This is a genomic window from Christiangramia flava JLT2011 (genome assembly GCF_001951155.1).
In the GTDB taxonomy this organism is placed as follows: domain Bacteria; phylum Bacteroidota; class Bacteroidia; order Flavobacteriales; family Flavobacteriaceae; genus Christiangramia; species Christiangramia flava.
Genome location: NZ_CP016359.1, coordinates 1,280,907 through 1,298,482, shown reverse-complemented (window position 1 = coordinate 1,298,482; position 17,576 = coordinate 1,280,907). Strand labels below are relative to the sequence as shown.

General features: G+C 42.6%; 16 protein-coding genes. 9 read left to right on the top strand and 7 right to left on the bottom strand.

Features of this window, described 5'->3' with window-relative positions; genetic code table 11:
• The first annotated feature begins 207 nt into the window (after positions 1–207).
• Both GRFL_RS05450 and bamG read left to right on the top strand, forming a co-directional pair.
• Positions 208–1,512 carry a DUF4270 family protein gene (locus GRFL_RS05450; protein ID WP_083643652.1) on the top strand — a complete coding sequence of 435 codons (1,305 nt, stop codon included), beginning with the start codon at positions 208–210 and terminating at the stop codon, positions 1,510–1,512.
• On the top strand, positions 1,460–2,749 hold the full coding sequence (bamG, locus tag GRFL_RS05445) for a BamG family beta-barrel-assembly machinery protein (RefSeq protein ID WP_083643651.1): 1,290 nt from the start codon (positions 1,460–1,462) through the stop codon (positions 2,747–2,749). The genes GRFL_RS05450 and bamG overlap by 53 nt, the downstream gene beginning before the upstream one ends.
• 1 nt (position 2,750) lies before the next feature.
• Here the strand turns inward: bamG and GRFL_RS05440 are convergent, their stop codons facing one another.
• Genes GRFL_RS05440 through GRFL_RS05415 form a run of 6 tightly spaced genes read right to left on the bottom strand, consistent with a single transcriptional unit; the run spans position 2,751 to position 9,056 of the window.
• Positions 2,751–3,506, bottom strand: a complete 756-nt coding sequence (locus GRFL_RS05440; RefSeq protein WP_083643650.1) for a LytR/AlgR family response regulator transcription factor — start codon at positions 3,504–3,506, stop codon at positions 2,751–2,753.
• Positions 3,507–4,565: a sensor histidine kinase gene (locus GRFL_RS05435; RefSeq protein WP_083643649.1), complete on the bottom strand. Its 1,059-nt coding sequence runs from the start codon at positions 4,563–4,565 to the stop codon at positions 3,507–3,509.
• Positions 4,558–5,772, bottom strand: coding sequence for an ABC transporter permease (locus GRFL_RS05430; protein ID WP_083643648.1), 1,215 nt, complete (start codon positions 5,770–5,772; stop codon positions 4,558–4,560). The genes GRFL_RS05435 and GRFL_RS05430 overlap by 8 nt, the downstream gene beginning before the upstream one ends.
• Positions 5,769–6,512: an ABC transporter ATP-binding protein gene (locus GRFL_RS05425; protein WP_083643647.1), complete on the bottom strand. Its 744-nt coding sequence runs from the start codon at positions 6,510–6,512 to the stop codon at positions 5,769–5,771. The genes GRFL_RS05430 and GRFL_RS05425 overlap by 4 nt, the downstream gene beginning before the upstream one ends.
• Positions 6,513–7,736 (bottom strand): efflux RND transporter periplasmic adaptor subunit, encoded by a 1,224-nt coding sequence (locus tag GRFL_RS05420; RefSeq protein WP_083643646.1) that lies wholly within the window; start codon positions 7,734–7,736, stop codon positions 6,513–6,515.
• A gap of 3 nt (positions 7,737–7,739) precedes the next feature.
• A complete protein-coding gene (locus GRFL_RS05415) occupies positions 7,740–9,056 on the bottom strand; it encodes a TolC family protein (protein ID WP_083643645.1) in 1,317 nt (438 codons plus the stop codon).
• Positions 9,057–9,285: 229 nt separating this feature from the next.
• Here GRFL_RS05415 and GRFL_RS05410 point away from each other — a divergent pair, with 229 nt between their 5' ends.
• From GRFL_RS05410 to arsB, 5 genes are read left to right on the top strand one after another with little or no spacing between them, the layout of a single operon-like run.
• On the top strand, positions 9,286–9,702 hold the full coding sequence (locus GRFL_RS05410) for an ArsR/SmtB family transcription factor (protein ID WP_341475767.1): 417 nt from the start codon (positions 9,286–9,288) through the stop codon (positions 9,700–9,702).
• A gap of 36 nt (positions 9,703–9,738) precedes the next feature.
• Complete coding sequence (locus GRFL_RS05405) at positions 9,739–10,197, top strand: DUF6428 family protein (protein ID WP_083643644.1); 459 nt, start codon at positions 9,739–9,741, stop codon at positions 10,195–10,197.
• Between the two features lies 1 nt (position 10,198).
• Entirely contained in the window at positions 10,199–10,693 is a 495-nt protein-coding gene (locus GRFL_RS05400) for a GNAT family N-acetyltransferase (RefSeq protein WP_083643643.1), read from the top strand.
• Positions 10,690–11,319 carry a low molecular weight phosphatase family protein gene (locus GRFL_RS05395; RefSeq protein ID WP_083643642.1) on the top strand — a complete coding sequence of 210 codons (630 nt, stop codon included), beginning with the start codon at positions 10,690–10,692 and terminating at the stop codon, positions 11,317–11,319. The genes GRFL_RS05400 and GRFL_RS05395 overlap by 4 nt, the downstream gene beginning before the upstream one ends.
• Entirely contained in the window at positions 11,309–12,370 is a 1,062-nt protein-coding gene (arsB, locus tag GRFL_RS05390; RefSeq protein WP_083643641.1) for an ACR3 family arsenite efflux transporter, read from the top strand. Before GRFL_RS05395 ends, arsB begins: the two co-directional genes overlap by 11 nt.
• Before the next feature lie 78 nt (positions 12,371–12,448).
• Here the strand turns inward: arsB and GRFL_RS05385 are convergent, their stop codons facing one another.
• On the bottom strand, positions 12,449–12,652 hold the full coding sequence (locus GRFL_RS05385; protein WP_083643640.1) for a dodecin family protein: 204 nt from the start codon (positions 12,650–12,652) through the stop codon (positions 12,449–12,451).
• Positions 12,653–12,863: 211 nt separating this feature from the next.
• Between GRFL_RS05385 and GRFL_RS05380 the strand changes: the two genes are divergently transcribed.
• Both GRFL_RS05380 and GRFL_RS05375 read left to right on the top strand, forming a co-directional pair.
• Positions 12,864–13,472 carry a DUF4403 family protein gene (locus GRFL_RS05380; protein WP_083643639.1) on the top strand — a complete coding sequence of 203 codons (609 nt, stop codon included), beginning with the start codon at positions 12,864–12,866 and terminating at the stop codon, positions 13,470–13,472.
• Positions 13,473–13,716: 244 nt separating this feature from the next.
• Positions 13,717–17,571: a hybrid sensor histidine kinase/response regulator transcription factor gene (locus GRFL_RS05375; RefSeq protein WP_139839185.1), complete on the top strand. Its 3,855-nt coding sequence runs from the start codon at positions 13,717–13,719 to the stop codon at positions 17,569–17,571.
• The last annotated feature ends 5 nt before the right edge of the window (positions 17,572–17,576 follow it).

Here is a 17,576-nt window from a genome sequence, read left to right as displayed (position 1 = left end):
CGGCTCAAAACTAGTTACAGATTGCGAAAGCCTCAACTGAAATAGACGAGCGTGGAAAAGGCCTAGACGAAGCCGGGAATTTTTACGATGGCAGCTTCAAAGCTGTTTCCATCGATAAAATATCAGGGCCTGTCTACATGTTTGCTGGCCCCATCTATTGCATTTTGAATAGAATACTTCTTTGGGATAGGTTCGTAAAAAATTTACATGCAGAAAACAGTTCTTGCAATTAGTTACCTCATAAGCTTATGTAGTTTGTTGGTGGCCTGTTCGGAAGAAGAAACCGCTTCGGGGGTTGGTGAAGATTGGATACGAAGCAATACCAAGGCGTATTTTATTGATACTCTCACAGTTCGAAGCTCTACCTTTAAGTTCGATTCTGTCCAGGTTTCTTCTACCGATAGGTTGCTGATTGGCTCCTATGAGAATGACATCTTCGGCAGAACCAGTGCCTCATCTTATCTCAGCTTTTTGAATACAACTTATAATTTGGATGATGATGCCGAGTTGGATTCCATTCAGTTAATCATGAAATATGATGGCTATTATTATAACGACACCCTTTCCAGCCAAACATTCGAAATACATCAGGTTCTGGAACAAATTGAACCGGAAGAAGATGATTATTTCTATAATACTTCAGATTTTCAATACGATTCAACGGTTATTGGCGCCCTGCAGTTTAAGCCTTATACCCATATTCAGGATTCGATTAAAATTCCAATGGATTACCTGTTTGGGAATGCCATTTTTGAAGGTATTCAGCAAAATGAAATCAACAATGCAGATGATCTGCTACGGGAATTTCGCGGTCTCCTCGTAATGGCTTCGGCTAACAATTCTGCAGTGCTGGGATTTGATAAAAATGAAAGTTATCTGCGGTTTTATTATTCGGTGCCCGATGAACTGGAAAATGAAGAACACATCATGGATTTCACCCTGGGTTACGCCAACAGTTTCCATCACATTTCTTCAGAAAGGAACAATGGCCTATTAGAGCAACTTAGTCAGGAAGAACAGCTATACAGTGAGGAAACTGGCAACAGGTCTTATATGCAGGCTGGAACGGGAATTTCTACTAAAATTGAAGTTCCTTATCTGGAAAGACTTTATGATATCGAAGGAGAGGGATATATCGTGAGCGCCAATTTGAAGATAGGGCTAGATCGTTCCCGGTTTCGTGAACTACCCGTACAGGATTCTCTACAATTTTTTTTAGTCGATTCCAAATCGGAAATACTTGGCCAGCTTTATAACATTCTGGGCACTGATGTCGCATATGCCATTCTTACCGAGGAAGATGAGGAATACAATACGGCGAGCTATAGCCTGGATGTAAAAGCATTTTTAGATTCCAAGCTTACGGAATACGGAGGAGAAAAATGGTCTTTGGCGATAGTGCCTTCAGAAAACAATCAAGCTGTAGACCAATATATTTTCTTTAGAAATATGGCTTCAGATGAAGAACGAATCAAACTGGAAATCACCTATGCAATATATCATGAAGAATAAGCTGGCTTTTATCCATTTTTTAGGATTATTATGGCCCATCTTGATGAATGGACAATTGAGTACACTTTCTTCATCACCTTATTCACTGTACGGTTTAGGTGTGTACAATTACCAAACACCGGGGAAAGCTAACGCCCTTGGATACACTGGTATTGCTGATAATAGCTTTGGATCTATCAACAAGCTGAATCCGGCATCTTTTGCCGGTATTCCGTTAAACACCTTCACTTATGACGTTGGCTTGCGATATGAAGTGCAGAACCTTCAGCAGTCGTACGAATCAGAAACCAAGAACAGCGGCAATTTCTCCGGTATTTCGTTTGCATTTCCGGTTACGGAAAAATCAGGAATGGGAATTATTCTGGCTCCCTATACCAACGTAGGATACGAAATTTCGGATATTCAAAGCAATATAGAAGGAACTGACGAGATCTTTTTAACCAACGTGGAAGGACATGGAGGATTGAATGACCTAAATTTGAATTATGGCTATGCGTTTTCTGAAAATCTGCGGGTAGGCCTGTCTTCTTCCTTCCTTTTTGGGAAAATTACGGAAAATGAATACAACTATTTTGTCAACAACACTTTGTATCTCCGGGAAGATAACAGCTATTCCGGCTTTCGGTTTGGCTTCGGGATTCAATATGATTTTTTTAAGAATACTTCCCTGGGAGCGGTCGTAAACTCCCCGGTAAACCTTAAAAGCGTACAGGAACAGGAAATATTTCAGTATAGGGGAGGAATAACCGGAACACTGCTCGGTACTGAGACGATCGAGACCAGTAATGATGATTTTATTCTTCCGCTGGAAATAGGTATGGGTTTCAAGACTGAATTGATAAAAGAGCTGATGATTTCAGCCGATTACAGGCATGAATTCTGGGATCAAACCAATCAAACTGATGATATTGGTGATTTCATAGATCGCGATTTTTATGGTTTGGGGCTCGAATACCTTCCAGAGAACAGGATGAAAACTAAAGCAATGGAATATCGACTGGGATTAAAATACGATAGCGGAAATATGAATTTTAACGGTGAGAATGTATCGGGTTACGGGTTGAGCACTGGTGTGGGTATTCCACTTAACCTTAGTCTGGGTTCCATGATCAATCTTTCATATACCTATGGTGACCGGGGCACCATTTCAAATGGGCTGGTTCGTGAAAATTACCACCTGTTGACGCTAAATTTGAGCCTGATAGGAAACTGGTTTACCAAGAGAAGATTCTATTAGTTCAGGAGTCTGGTAAAATAGAATTTTTAGAAAGGTAATTTTGAAAATCAGCCTTATATTGTTCGGAAACTTTGATCCTTTTACCGTCAATTATGACATGGCTCCGTTCGATTTCTTCAATTTTATCCAGGGAAATAATATAGGAACGATGAATGCGCATAAATTTTTCAGGAGAGAGGATGTTTTCAAGAGCTTTTAAACTTTGTAAAGTTAAAACAGGTTTGGTGGAGCTACCAAGTTTGATTTTAATGTAATCTTTCAAACCTTCAAAATACAGGACATCAGCCAGGTCGATCTTTAATTGGCGGTATTCTGATTTTACAAAGAGGAATTTTTTAGTTTCAGAATGACCTGGAGAGGCAGAATATGGGTGTTTTCCTCTTTTCAGGTCAAACCATTCATAAGCTTTATTCACAGCCGTCAGGAATTCAGAATAATTGAAGGGTTTCAGTAAAAAATCCAGCGCATCCACTTTAAACCCATCCAGCGCATATTTGTCAAAAGCGGTTGTGAAGATCACTCGTGTATTCTTGTCCAGGGTCTTGGAAAACTCAATTCCATTTAGATCGGGCATCTGGATATCAAGCAGGATGAGATCTATGGACTCCTGAGATTTAACCTGCTGAAGTGCTTCAATAGCATTATGACATTTGCCCTTTAATTCCAGAAAAGGAGTTTTTTGAACGTAACTTTCGAGTAGGTTCAAGGCCATCTCCTCGTCATCTACTATCAAACAATTTAATTTTAGTTCTTCCATTTACGAGGCTGTTATGGGTAGTGTTAATATGGCATGATAGCGATTCTCTTTTAAATAGTTTTCCAGGCTATATTTCTCGCCATAGATTAAATTTAAGCGTTTTCGCAGGTTTTGAAGACCAATTCCGGAACCACTTTTATCCTGCTCATCTTTCGGGTAATAATTATTGATGGCTGAAAAAATCAATTCAGTAGCAGTGATCTCCAGGCTAAAATCGATATTCGCCACAGCCTCTGAAGAGACGCCGTGCTTAAAAGCATTCTCCATCAATGTCACAAATAGCAGTGGGGCTACTTTGCTGTGGTTCAAATGTTTCGGAAGGGAAAAGGTAATTTGCATGCTTTTAGAAAATCGCTGTCGCATCAGTGCGATATAGGTTTGCATGAAAGAAACCTCTTGCTGTAGCGCCACATACGTTGAATTCGTTTCATATAGCAGGTAGCGCATCAGCTTACCAAGGTTATGAATCGTACTTTTAGCTGTTTCTGGATTAATATCTACTAGCGCATAAATATTATTCAGTGCATTAAAAAAGAAGTGCGGTTGCAACTGGTATTTTAATTGAATAAGTTCAGATTCCAGTCGCTCTTTTTCAGCTTCCTTATTCTTTTCTTCAACCTTTTTCCATTTCTCCAAAGATTTTAAAGCTACTGAAAAGACGATTGGCACCAGGAAGGTTAGTAGATCAAAATAGATGAAAAAATTAATCGGCGGTTTACGCAATTCTCGCATTCGCTCCCCGGGAGGAGGGCCGGGATCATTTTTAAGACTGATCTTGATATAGGTGAGAACCACTACCAGAAGAACATTTAAAAGAAAAAACCATATCGTTCTTGAATTCCCAAAAAAGAACCGATCGATCAAAAAGAAGTAATTGGCGTAAAACGCAATTCCAAAGAGAGCTAGTGAAACCCATGTATTCTTCAGGAAAAAGGGATCAGGATCGCTGCCTGTGAGATAATAAGGTAGAATAAATAGCATGGCCCAAACGAGGAAATGCAGCGTTGCGATAATAGATTTGTTAGACCAGTTCAATTGAGCCATAATTTTCTTATTCATACCTCAGGGCTACTATAGGATCTAATACCGATGCCTTCCGGGCAGGGTACCATCCAAAAAATATCCCGGTGATCGCGCAGACTAAAAATGACACGATTACCGAGTATAAGGTAATGATCACAGGCCAATGTAGAATATTTTTAATTAGCAGGGTAGTGGCAAACCCCAAACACACGCCAATTATTCCGCCTGTAACACTAATTAGAACAGACTCGATAAGGAATTGAAGTAAAATATCACCGCTCTGGCCACCTACGGCCATTCGTAAACCAATTTCCCGTGTGCGCTCCTTTACAGAGACATACATAATATTCATAATCCCGATTCCTCCAACAAACAAAGAAATTGCGGCGATGGCAACTAAAAGTACCGTAAGCATTTCACTGGTTGAGCTGAAGGTGCTTATCAATTCTTCCATAGAAAATACATTGAAATCATTTTCTGCCGAAATGGATAGGTTATGGCTTTTTCGTAAAATGCTTTCCACTTCTTCAACTGCAGCTGGAGCGTTTTCTTCACTGGTCGCGGAAGCCACAATGGTCTGAAGATAATCAACCGCCAGAATACGTTTCTGAACGGTGGTATAGGGAGCTAAAATAAGATCATCTTGGTCCTGACCAAAAGTGTTTTGTCCTTTTGATTCCAGAACCCCTATGACCTGGAACGGAATTTTATTAAACCGAATCATTTTTCCGATTGGATCTTCATTAGGAAATAGATTGTCTACCACCGTTTGCCCCAGTACGGCTACCTTCGAGGCCGAAGAGACCTCTTGTTGTGAAAACATGCTTCCCGAACGCATCTCCAATTTTCGAATTTCAAGATAGGCTGGTGCCACGCCATATATTTGAGTTGGCCAGTTTTCACTACCGTTAATGGCCTGCCCGGAGCCTTGAACCTGGGGAGATAGATGAGACAGGTTACTGGCATCAGAAAGGGCTTCATAATCGCTTAATTTCAAAGACTGGGATTGACCAGGATCCATTCGTACTCCGCCCTGCATTCCCGCGCCGGGCCTAATGGTGATCATATTGGAGCCCATGCTGGAAATTTGGGATTTGATGCTTGCTTTGGAACCCTCGCCTATAGCCAGCATCGCGATCACTGAAGCCACACCAATAATAATCCCTAACATGGTGAGGAAGGTTCGGGTTTTATTCAGGCTAATAGCACGCCAGGCGATTTTTAAAAGGTTGCGTATTCTCATTCTGAAGATTGCTGTATATTTTCTAGTTCTTCCTTTGCGATTAAAATCTGGTTATTGAGCTTATCATGCTTGATTTTTCCATCCTTTAAAATGATGGTCCGGCCGCTGAAAGCAGCGATATCTGGTTCGTGAGTGACAAAAATGATCGTTTTGCCCTGGATATTGAGATCCTGGAACAAACTCATAATTTCATAAGAAGTTTTGGTGTCAAGATTTCCAGTGGCTTCATCTGCCAGGATAACCACCGGGTCATTTACCAGGGAGCGGGCAATTGCCACTCGTTGTTGCTGACCTCCTGATAATTGCGCTGGAGTATGATGCAAACGTTCCCCGAGACCTACCATTTCCAGAGACTTGATAGCACGCTTCCTCCGTTCGCCGGAAGAAATAAGGGGATTGTAGAGTAGCGGAAGTTCCACATTTTCGATAGCTGAAGTTCTCGCGAGAAGGTTGTACGATTGAAAAATGAAACCAATTTTTTTATTCCTGATCTTGGCTAACTGGTCTTTAGTTAAATTGCGTGTTTTGCGCTGGTCTATCTCGTAATCCCCGGAAGTTGCCGTATCCAGGCAACCGAGTATATTCAATAAAGTGCTTTTACCCGAACCACTGGAACCCATGATAGTTACAAATTCTCCTTGCTCCACACTAAAGGAAATATCGTCTAAAGCCCTGATGATCTCCTGGCCCATCCGGAATTCCCGCGTTAAATCATCTACCTTCAAAATTCCCATGTTCATTTAATTTTTTTTATTATTTCGACCCGGTGGCTTCGGCATAAACGGACTTTCTTCGGCTTGAATTGCTGAAGGAGTACTTTCCCCAGAAGTATTGAGACGGTAGACGACCTTTTCTCCTGCTGCCAATCCTTCTATTATCTGAATATTAATTCCATCGCTTTCGCCGGTGATTATGGGAGTTGGAACCAGAGTATTTTGATCATATTTCCATACCATATTTTTCCCGGTACTGGTTTCTGAAGAGGATTCTTTTTGTGCGGGGACACGCGGTTTATATTCAGACTGTAATTTTTTCAATTCTTCAGGAGAAGGCTGGAAATTCAGTGCCTTCATTTCCAGAGATAAGACATTGTGGAGTTCGAGGGTTTTGATCGATACAGTTGCAGTCATGCCCGGTTTCAGCTTCAGGTCTTTATTTTCAGCCTGGATAACTACCTTGTAGGTGATCACGTTCTCTTCATTGGTGGGGTCGAGGCGCACCTGCAGCACTTTCCCGGTAAAAGTCATATCTGGAAAAGCATCTACGGTAAATGTTACATTTTGTCCTTCTGCAACGTGACCAATATCAGCTTCATCTACATTAGCTTCAACCTGCATTTGTTCGAGGTCCTGGGCTATGGTGAACAGGGTTGGCGCTTCAAAATTGGCGGCAACCGTTTGGCCTTCATCCACCTCTCGAGATAAGATCACCCCGTCTATAGGCGAGTAGATATCAGCATAACCCAGGTTTGTTTTTGCCTGCTGAAGATCAGACGCTGCCTGGTTTACAGCCAGTCTGGCATTTTGATAGTTGAACTCCGCTTCTTCAAAATCAGATTTACTAATAACCTCCTCCTGAAAAAGGCTGTTTTGACGATTATAAATTCGCTCGTAGTAATTCTTTTCATTTTGCCGGTTTTGATAAGTGGCCTGAGACTGTTGCAGGGCGGCCTTTAAATTGGTCTTGTCTAATTCGGCAATTAAATCACCCTTTTTAACCTTGGTATTATAGTCAACATATATTTTTTCAACTTCTCCAGATACCTGAGTTCCTACCGCCACTTCGTTCACTGGCTCGATAGTTCCCGTTGCGGTGACTAATTTGGAAATATCAGCCAATTTCACGGTAACTGTTTCAGGTGCAATGGATTGTTCTTCATTTTTCCTCAATACTAACCAGGCGGTCAGCGCTACAACCAGTAACACTAAAGTGATTAAGAGGCCTTTTTTTTGAATTGCTTTCATAGATCAGTAAAGTTGATTGGTATTATAAAAATTCAGCAATCTGGAATACAGGATCACCATATATTTTGCCTGAAGGTGATTTTGCTGGGCAGTGGTGTAATTGTTTTGGCTAACAATAAGATCAGCTGAGTTAATCAAACCCTGCTCAAATTGCTTACTTGCCAATTGGTAGGAGTCTTTCGCGGCATCAATTGCCAATTTCGCGGCATTAAATTGTTCTTCTGCCGAGGTGTAGTTCTGCCAGGCCGTCGTGATATTTTGATACAGCTCATTTTTGGAATTTTCTAATGCGATGTTTGCTTGTTCTTTGCGAATTTCCGCCTTCCTAACACTGGCTTTGGTAGCTCCCTGGTTGAAAATAGGAATACTCAGGGCAAGTCCCACTCGCTGGTTAAAGTTCAGGTCATATTGATCCAGAAAGTTCATATCCTGGATGCTGGTATAACCGCTGCCCAGGCTGCCGCTCAGGCTCAGGGAAGGTAAAAAGTCGGCTTTTGCGATATCAATATCTTTTTCTGAGATCTCGATGTTCATGCTGGACGCCTGGATCGAGGGTGACTCTTGCAGAGAATGAAGGTAGATCTGTTCCGCACTGAATGGTACAGGGTAGAGATAGGTCTCTTGAGGTTCTGTAATTTCCAGCTGTTGTGACTGCGGAAGATTCAGCAGCTGTTTTAAGAAAGTAATTTCAGCTGAATAATTGTTCCTGGCATTGAGAAGTTCATATTGGTTTTTTGCTTCCTGTGATCGGGCATCTGAATAATCCTTTTTGGCAATAGCTCCGGCCTCATATCTTTTTTTGGAAAGCAAGGTCTCCTGCTGGGAATTTTCAAGGCTTTTGCGAGCTATAGATATAGATTCTTTTAAATATAATGCCTGTAAATACGATTGTATGATGCTTAGGCCAATATTATTTTTAGCTTCTTCTACAAACAAATTGCTTTGCTGTACTAGGAGTTTATTTTGGGCAATCTGGTTGTTGAGCTTATTGCCATTAAAAAGACTTACCTGGGCGTTGAGGTACGAGCTGGTAGAACTTATTTGTTCATTGATATAACTGCTGGTAATAGGGTCAATGCTGTACCCATTGGTCAAACTCTGTGAAATATTTCCGGTAATGCTTGGGATTTTTTGTAGCTTGGATTGATCGTAGGTGACTTCGGCAACAGCTTGATCCAGTAGCGCATCGGTAATCGTAAGGTTATGATCTTCCGCATATAGCAGGCAATCTTCCAGAGACCAGACTTTTTTTTCCTCCTGGGAAAAAGACCGATTGTAAAAGGATAAAAAAACTAATATTATGAGAGCCGTCCGTGTCATAAACAAATTCTTGACTACAAATTTTATGACGCTGTTTCCGGAAATAATAATCTTATATACCAATAAGGAAATTCACTAGATAGAAGCAATGATTTTATCGATCGTTCTAATGCTTAATTTTAATAGATGCCTTCCTAAAAAGCTGGGATTAGCTAAATCTCATCCAATCTTGGATATTTTCGTATCTTCAGCGCAGCGAAACCAAACGCTAAGGATATTTTTATAGTTTATGATGAAGGGTGCTGATGACCATCGCGCCCTTTTTTATTATCTCATTTTGAAGTTACCATTTTTTAATCGTAATATTGCGATGAATATGGGAGTCACAAAATCACAAAAATTTTCAGCAGAACAAAACCGGTTGGCCAATATGGCCAAGGTGCTCGGTCATCCCGCACGTATCGCGATCTTACAGGAGTTGGCCAAACGCAATACCTGTGTTTGCGGTGAGATCGTGGAAGTAGTTGGTCTTGCGCAGGCAACCGTTTCCCAGCATTTGAAGGAACTGAAACAGGCTGGCCTGGTCAGGGGAACCATAGAAGGAACATCGGTTTGCTATTGCCTGGATGCCGTGAAATGGGAAAGTATGAAGGCTGATTTTAATGCTTTTCTATCCCAGTCTTTTAAAGGAGCCGATTGCTGCTAAAAAAATTTAAAACAATTAATCGTAAAATACCGATAAATGAAACTTTCAGAAATTAAAAAAGAATTGGCAGGACTGGAATGCATTGCCTTCAAACTGCCTGACGGAAATCTCGTGCCAAGGCATTTTCATGTAACCGAAATTGGTAAGATCGCTAAGAAATTTATCGATTGCGGCGGAACGCTTCGCGAAGAAACCAAAATCAGTTTTCAGCTATGGGAAGCAAACGATTATGATCACCGGCTGCATCCCGAGAAGTTGCTGCACATCATCGAGCTTTCCGAAAAAGTGCTGGAATTGGGTGACTGGGAGATCGAAGTGGAATACCAGTCCTCCACAATTGGTAAATATGACCTGGATTTTGACGGTGCTGATTTCCTGCTGATCAATAAAGCCACGACCTGTCTCGCGCAGGAAAAATGTGGGGTAGTGGAGAAACCAAAGAAAAATCTGGCAGAATTAACTACGTCGTGTGCACCGGGGTCAGGCTGTTGCTAAAATGGAATTTCGACCGATATCCCGTAAGAATTTTAACGATTTTCGGCGTATTTACCAGCAAGGTATTGCCACGGGAATGGCAACCTTTGAGACTGAAACTCCTTCATTTGAAAAATGGGATGCCAGCAGAAAACCTTTCGGGAGGATTGCCCTGTATGATCATGGCGAGATGCTGGGATGGGCAACGCTTTCACCGGTGAGCGACCGTTGCGTTTACCGCGGAGTGGCCGAAGTGAGCGTGTATGTGAGTTCCGAAAATAGAGGAAAAAAATATGGGGAACTGTTGCTGAAGGAATTGATTCGCATTAGCGAGGACAATGAAATTTGGACACTAAATGCCGCCATGATGCGGGAAAATACCGCCAGTTTAAAACTGCATGAGAAATGCGGATTTCGGGTGGTAGGCTACCGGGAAAAGATTGGCAGGCTGAATGGCATCTGGCGCGACAATATCCTGATGGAAAGAAGAAGTAAAATCATAGGCATCAAATCATGAGAATTTTTAAGAAGATCGAAGATTTTTTAAGCGCACTGGATACTGCGGAAATTACTCCGGAAAGACAGGAAATCCTGCAAGTATTTATAGAGCATATGGTCTCTCAAATAGCTTCGGAAGAAGCTGTTCGACTGAATTTTATCTGCACTCATAATTCCAGAAGGAGTCATTTTGCTCAGATTTGGGCACAAACGATCGCCGCCTGGCTGGAACTTCCGAAGATCGAATGTTATTCTGGTGGGACTGAAGCGACCGCCGTGTATCAATCGGTAATTTCGAGCTTACAGCATTCGGGTTTCGAAATTGCTGAACTAGGCAATGGTGAAAACCCGATTTTCAGTATTCGATATGGCGAAAATCAGCTGCCAATTATTGCATTTTCCAAAGAATTCGATCACCCATTTAATCCCAAAAATTTTGCTGCGATCATGACCTGTGCCGATGCAGATGAAAATTGCCCTTTTATTCCTTCCGCTTCCATTCGCCTGAAAATGACCTTCGAAGATCCGAAGATCTCAGATGGCAGCAGCGAGGAAGCCAGGCATTATCAGGAACGCAGCAATCAGATTGCAACAGAAATGCTGTATGTTTTTCAGCAGGTAAAAGCCAGGCTATATGAAAACTGATATTAAAAAGCTGGATTTCCTCAGCAACTACCTTACTTTATGGATCTTTCTGGCCATGCTTACAGGAGTGGGCCTCGGCTATTTTTTCCCTGGATTTGCTGAAAATATGAACTCTTACAGCCAGGGAACGACCAATATTCCTATCGCGGTCGGGCTGGTATTGATGATGTATCCACCACTGGCAAAAGTAGATTACACCCTGTTACCCAAAGTTTTTAAAGATGTCAAAACCCTCGGAATCTCGTTACTCCTCAACTGGATTATAGGCCCGGTACTGATGTTCGCTCTAGCCTTGATCTTTCTCCAGGACCATCCTGAGTATATGGTGGGTTTGATCTTAATTGGCCTGGCACGCTGCATTGCCATGGTGCTGGTGTGGAATGACCTGGCGGAAGGGAGTAGCGAATATGGAGCCGGTTTGGTGGCCCTGAACAGTATTTTCCAGGTTTTTGGTTACAGTTTTTACGCGTGGTTATTTATCACCAAACTGCCGCCTTTACTGGGCTTTGAAGGAGCGATCGTCAATATTCCAATTTCCACGATTGCTGAAAGTGTGCTGATTTATCTTGGTATTCCCTTTTTATTAGGAATTTTGAGCCGACTCCTACTCACCGCCTGGCGAGGAAAGCTGTGGTATGAAAAGCAGTTTCTGCCCACAGTTTCGCCAGTCACCCTCATCGCGTTGCTGGCAACGATCATCATGATGTTCAGTTTAAAGGGAGAAATGATCGTAAAAATTCCGTTTGACGTGCTATTGATCGCGATTCCCTTATTGATCTATTTCCTGGTCATGTTCATAGTTGGCTTTTTCATTAGCAAAGCCCGCGGAGTGGAATATGACCGAAATGCAGCCATTTCGTTTACCGCCGCCGGGAACAATTTTGAACTGGCGATCGCTGTAGCTATTGCAGTTTTCGGGTTGAATTCAGGGCAGGCTTTTGCCGGCGTGGTTGGGCCACTGGTGGAAGTGCCGGCGCTTATCTTGCTGGTGAGATTCTCCTTTTATCTCAAGGCTAAATATTATAGTCCCAAAAAGGCCGTTTCGGGATAATTTTTCAGTTGAATAGATCGTTAAGCGCCAAGGTTCGTAAATTGAAAAAATGCAGTGAAGATCCACTGCATTTTCGATTTAATCATTTACAAGGAAGGAAATTTTGGCGGTGACACCATACGAAACAATTTTATTGTCCTGGACTTTTCCGTTCATATCTTTCACATAAACCGATTTAATGTTCTTAACCGTCCTGCCGGCTTCTGTTACCGCATTTTTAACGGCTTCTTCAAAACTGTTTTCGGAAGTCGCAATGACTTCTATTACTTTTATAACACTCATGATTTATTGATTTTTGGTTGAACAATCCTTCAAATTAAAAAGAAAGGCAGCTTTACTCAAATGATTAACAAAAGATTATGGCAAAATGTTCCAGTTGTGTTTCGAAACTGCTGAAGGATTGTTTTTTCTGAGATCGGAGCCAATTCTTAAGAGAATTTTACCATTGACAGGCCGCAGAAATTTCTATATTATCTTTTGAAAGATTCAACCAATGGAACACCCAGAACTAGCACTCACCTTGCCTGTCAAAATTCCTTACGAAGTACTGGAAGAACACCTTCGCGAAAAACTGGTGGGTGAAATGATCAAAAAAGAAAAAGATGATGGTTCGGCGCGTAATTATGCGCAGATTCTCGATGCAGGTTTGCACCACAGTGATAAGCCAGAATTTGACCTGGCGCTGATCGTGACTTTCCAAACGCTTACCACGCTTTTCAAAAATAAGCAGGGAGCAGCGGTTTTTCATCTGAAAATGGAACTCCAGGAAGAATTGCAGCAAATCTTCATCAGTGAATTTGAAGTGGAGGGCAAAACCAACAACTGGCTCGGCGACACCCTTTTGGAAACGCTGCTGAACAACTGGATGCATGACAAGATCAAGCAAAAGATGAATTTTGATTTTATGCCGCAGATCGAGGAAAAGCTAATGGAAGTGAACGAGAAGCTGGAAGACAAGATTGAAGCTAAGGAAGGCATTGAGCTTTCCGGGAGGCTCAATGATTTACACCTATCCCAGATCGAAGCAGGGCCCACACATCTTTGGGTGCATGTGAGCATCAGGGGAAATGCCGTGATCGAGCTCAATAAATTACATATGTGAGACCGCTGAATGGCTGCTTCGGAATTTTTCAGGGGCTGAAAATCAGGCGTTTTCATAATTTACTACTTGTACGAAAAAACTGATGTTTTTGAAACCGACTGATTTTACTGATGGTTTGCCGCGATTCGTTCGTTTTTCTCTGTTAATATCATCTTAATAAATTCGTTTTAAAACTTTTAGAGTCGGGATCGTTTGCCTCGATGTTTTTTTAATTTACAGGAAATCATCATTCAATATTTAAGATTTGGGGCATTTTAGATGGAGATTTCTGTTGGTTCTGGTTTTTATTTCCGGAATTGCCGGTACGCTAACCGGGCAGAATACAAGGTCAGTTCAAAAAGTTAATGCGATCGAGCCTTTTATCAAGGCTGATGAAGTGCATATTCAGCAGGATTCCAGGCGAAATCTCTGGATCACCACAGCGGTTAAAATTCTTAAATACAATTCCGGAGACACCGAGGTTTTCAACAAATTTATGGGAATCCCCAAGGAAGTAGGCGGGGAATATCTGGAAACGTATACTGACTCTCAGGGAAACGTATGGCTGGCAGGCTCTGCCGGAATTGCGGTGCTCGAAAACGGGCAAAGCATTTTCCGTTTTGTGAGTGGAGTGACCGGAAAAATTTATGCGCTCCGGGAGGATGCCGGCAACCAGCTGTGGATCGCTGCGGAAAATGGTGTTTATAAGTTGAATACCAACTCAGAAAAAGATGATTTTGGACTTTCTCGTTTTCTTTCTGAAAATACCATGGCCGCTGGGATCGTACTTCATGGGAATCAGATTGTTTTTGCAGGCCCCAACGGAGTCCTGACTATCGACCGGAAATCGGGGAAATTCAATAAGATCGATATGGGATATTACCAGAATCTCCAGATCACCAGCATTCTTTCCTTGCCCGATGCGATCATCTTCGGCACAAAAGATAGCGGTTTATATAAAACCGATCCCGATTTCAAAAAATTTCAGCGAGCATACCTGCCTTACGAGGTGTCCAGTTCGGAGATCACTTCTCTGCAATTGTTTAACCAGGAAATCATTGTTTCCACTCGCGGAGCCGGGGTGGTGGTGCTGAACAATAAACTCGAATTGCTTAAAAAAGAATCGGCCGGTTACCCTAATAATGTTTATGCCACCTGCCTGGACAACCAGAATCTGCTTTGGATGGTTTCTAATAAAGGTTTGTATTTGCAGAATTTTTCAGGAAATGTCGTGGCCAACGTCACTCATGATCCTGCGAAATATTCCAGCCTGGGAGATGATTTTGTAACCGCTTCAGAAAAAGACAGTGAAGGGAATCTCTGGGTTGGTACTGCAAAAGGGCTAAGTATTTGGAACCCGGAAACCGATCGTTGGCGGCATATAGAAAACCTGAATTATACCAGGAATATCAAAGATCCTGATAAGATCACTGATATGGCCAGCGTGGATGATCATATGTGGATTGCCACGGCAGATGACGGCGTATATAAGGTCAATATTCACACATTGCTTCGGGCCCATTATTCCGTGGACGCACTGTACAAAACGCCTATCCAGGCGGCCAATGCCGTTTTTATAGATGGTCATAAAAATATATGGATAGGAGGCAAAGACGGGTACCTCACCCAGATCAAACCAGATAATACCTTCAAAAGTTACCCGATCAAGAACGTGGAAGCCATCTCAGAACTGGGGCCGAAGCAACTCATCGTTGCCACGAAATCCCGAGTCCACTCGCTCAATCCGTACACCGGAAGGATCACAGACCTCACCAAGCTCACTGCGAAGGCAAATATGGTCTATTATGGGATGAATGATCTCCAGATTACCAACCAGGGAATTGGACTTTTTGCGACGGAAGGTGCCGGTCTCATTCTATATGATTTCGACAAGGAGCGCACGCAGCAACTTTCGACCAGTGACGGCCTGCCCTCGAACAATATTTTGGGCGTGGACTGGGAGCATGAAGGTGCGATCTGGATTACGACAGATAACGGACTCGCTTATTATAACCAGAACACTAAAGATCTGAGGTTGTTTTCAGAATTAAACGGGCTATCAACTAATGAAATTACCACAGGCATTACGAAGCTGCGAAAAGAAGACCTCATGTTCGGCAGCACTAAAGGGCTCAATATTTTTAAACCGAAAGAACTGCTCGCGCAGCAGGAATTTAAACCAGAGCTGACGCTGGAAAAAATGATTCTGCCTTCCAAAACCAGGGAAGAAGCCGGGAAAATTGATCTTGCCGGTTTAGGTGAGGTCGAAATTCAGGAAGAGGCAGCCTTCCAGCTGAAGTTCAGGGGGCGTTCCAATCTGGATCCGGAAGGGATTGAATATAGCTGGAAACTGGCTAATTTTGATGATGACTGGACCAAACCAACGAAATTGAACTCCGTGAGTTATGCCAGTTTGCCACCTGGAGATTACACTTTTATGGTTCGATCCAGGATTAGCGAAGGAGGCTGGAGTAACCCAAAATTGCTGGATATTCGCGTGGCCGATACCGGCGGAACCATCAGTACCGTGTATCTCTTCATGGGAATCAGCGTGCTGGCAATGATCGCCATTTTCGTGATTGTCTTTGTGAAGCGTTCTAGAAGTGCTGATCGCCAGGCGAAAGCGGAACTTCGGGAAAAACTGAAGCAGGAATTCGGCAAACCAGTGGAAAGCGCTGTGCATTCACTCAGCAAAATTTCCGAAGCAGCTGAAAATTCTCCGGAAGATCTTCAGCGGTATGCAGCCCGGTTTGACGATCTTTTCAGGCAGATTTTGAATTTCAATTACGAAGAATCTGTTTATGAAATTTCAAAAATAGATATGCACAAACACCTCAGCGTCATGCTGAAGGATATGAAACCTTTGTTCGAAGATAAAAAACTGGAATTCAGTATCAATGATCAATGGGGTGAAGAAGCATTTTTCTATAACCTTGAGGTACTGGATAAGATCATTTTCGGTCTGGTGTCTGCCAGCGCACAATATTGCCATGAACATGGGAAGATCATCGTGAATTTGATCGAAACCAGCGTGGGCGATCTCAAATTACAGATCACTGATAATGGCCGTGGTGTACCCGAATCCCACCAGCGAACGCTGGATCGTATGACCAGTATGCCGAAGGGTAGGAAATACCGTGATGCTAATGGCCTGGCTTCCCTGATCCAGGCACGTGAACTGGCCCAGAACAGCGGCGGAAGCTTCAGTTACGATACGGAGAAAAATGAAGGCTCCACGTTTACGGTGATCCTGAAGAACCGAAAACAGGATTACCGCAAGGTTCCATCCAGGGCTGCGCAGGTTTTCCTGGCAGAAAAGCAGAAAAAGAACCCGAAGACCAAATTTCCGAAGGCTATTGCCAATTATAGCGACAGCAAGATCCTGGTGATCGAAAACGATGCTAAAATCAGGGAATTATTGCTTCGGAATATTGGAAAATATTGCCAGGTCTACCAGGCCGCAACCGCGGAGGAAGGGATGGAAAAGGCAGGGATGATCTTCCCGGATATCATTATTTCCGCAAGTGTGCTGCCAGATATGAATGCCTTTCAGCTCGCAAAAATGCTGAAACGCAATATTGGTCTGAATCATATCAATATTTTCATGATTGCCGATGGCGAGGTACAATTGAGCGAAGAACAGCTGGACGGTTTTTCAGAAGTCATCAGGAAGCCGATAGATGTGAACCTGCTGCTCACCAAGATCAGTGAGAAACTGGCGTGGCAGCAACAGCTTCGAAGCAATTACGTCAAAGCTTACGTGGAAGATAAAACACCCGAGTTCAGAAGCGCGAACGATGAAAAATTCATTCAGAACCTGGGGGAGATCATTTTGGAGAACATCAAGAATGAGAATTTTACAGTGCATGATCTCAGTGCGGCGGTTGGCATCAGCAGTAACGCCCTGTTCATGAAACTGAAAAACCTTGTGAACCTTTCTCCACAGGATTTCATGGAGTTCACCAGGTTGAACTATGCTCGTGAGCTGATGGATCAAAATGAATACAATAGTATGGAAGTAGCTTATAAATCAGGGTTTTCGAGTCCTAAATTGTTCTACAGTTCCTTCAAAAAGTTTTATGGCTATTCACCGACCGGTTCGGTTGATAAGTCGCGTTGATCAGT

Bases quoted from the DNA above. Each gene is read 5' to 3' on its own strand.
- GRFL_RS05450 (WP_083643652.1), top strand. From the start codon at position 208: ATGCAGAAAACAGTTCTTGCAATTAGTTACCTCATAAGCTTATGTAGT.
- bamG (WP_083643651.1), top strand. From the start codon at position 1,460: ATGAAGAACGAATCAAACTGGAAATCACCTATGCAATATATCATGAAG.
- GRFL_RS05440 (WP_083643650.1), bottom strand. From the start codon at position 3,506: ATGGAAGAACTAAAATTAAATTGTTTGATAGTAGATGACGAGGAGATG.
- GRFL_RS05435 (WP_083643649.1), bottom strand. From the start codon at position 4,565: ATGAATAAGAAAATTATGGCTCAATTGAACTGGTCTAACAAATCTATT.
- GRFL_RS05430 (WP_083643648.1), bottom strand. From the start codon at position 5,772: ATGAGAATACGCAACCTTTTAAAAATCGCCTGGCGTGCTATTAGCCTG.
- GRFL_RS05425 (WP_083643647.1), bottom strand. From the start codon at position 6,512: ATGAACATGGGAATTTTGAAGGTAGATGATTTAACGCGGGAATTCCGG.
- GRFL_RS05420 (WP_083643646.1), bottom strand. From the start codon at position 7,736: ATGAAAGCAATTCAAAAAAAAGGCCTCTTAATCACTTTAGTGTTACTG.
- GRFL_RS05415 (WP_083643645.1), bottom strand. From the start codon at position 9,056: ATGACACGGACGGCTCTCATAATATTAGTTTTTTTATCCTTTTACAAT.
- GRFL_RS05410 (WP_341475767.1), top strand. From the start codon at position 9,286: ATGATGAAGGGTGCTGATGACCATCGCGCCCTTTTTTATTATCTCATT.
- GRFL_RS05405 (WP_083643644.1), top strand. From the start codon at position 9,739: ATGAAACTTTCAGAAATTAAAAAAGAATTGGCAGGACTGGAATGCATT.
- GRFL_RS05400 (WP_083643643.1), top strand. From the start codon at position 10,199: ATGGAATTTCGACCGATATCCCGTAAGAATTTTAACGATTTTCGGCGT.
- GRFL_RS05395 (WP_083643642.1), top strand. From the start codon at position 10,690: ATGAGAATTTTTAAGAAGATCGAAGATTTTTTAAGCGCACTGGATACT.
- arsB (WP_083643641.1), top strand. From the start codon at position 11,309: ATGAAAACTGATATTAAAAAGCTGGATTTCCTCAGCAACTACCTTACT.
- GRFL_RS05385 (WP_083643640.1), bottom strand. From the start codon at position 12,652: ATGAGTGTTATAAAAGTAATAGAAGTCATTGCGACTTCCGAAAACAGT.
- GRFL_RS05380 (WP_083643639.1), top strand. From the start codon at position 12,864: ATGGAACACCCAGAACTAGCACTCACCTTGCCTGTCAAAATTCCTTAC.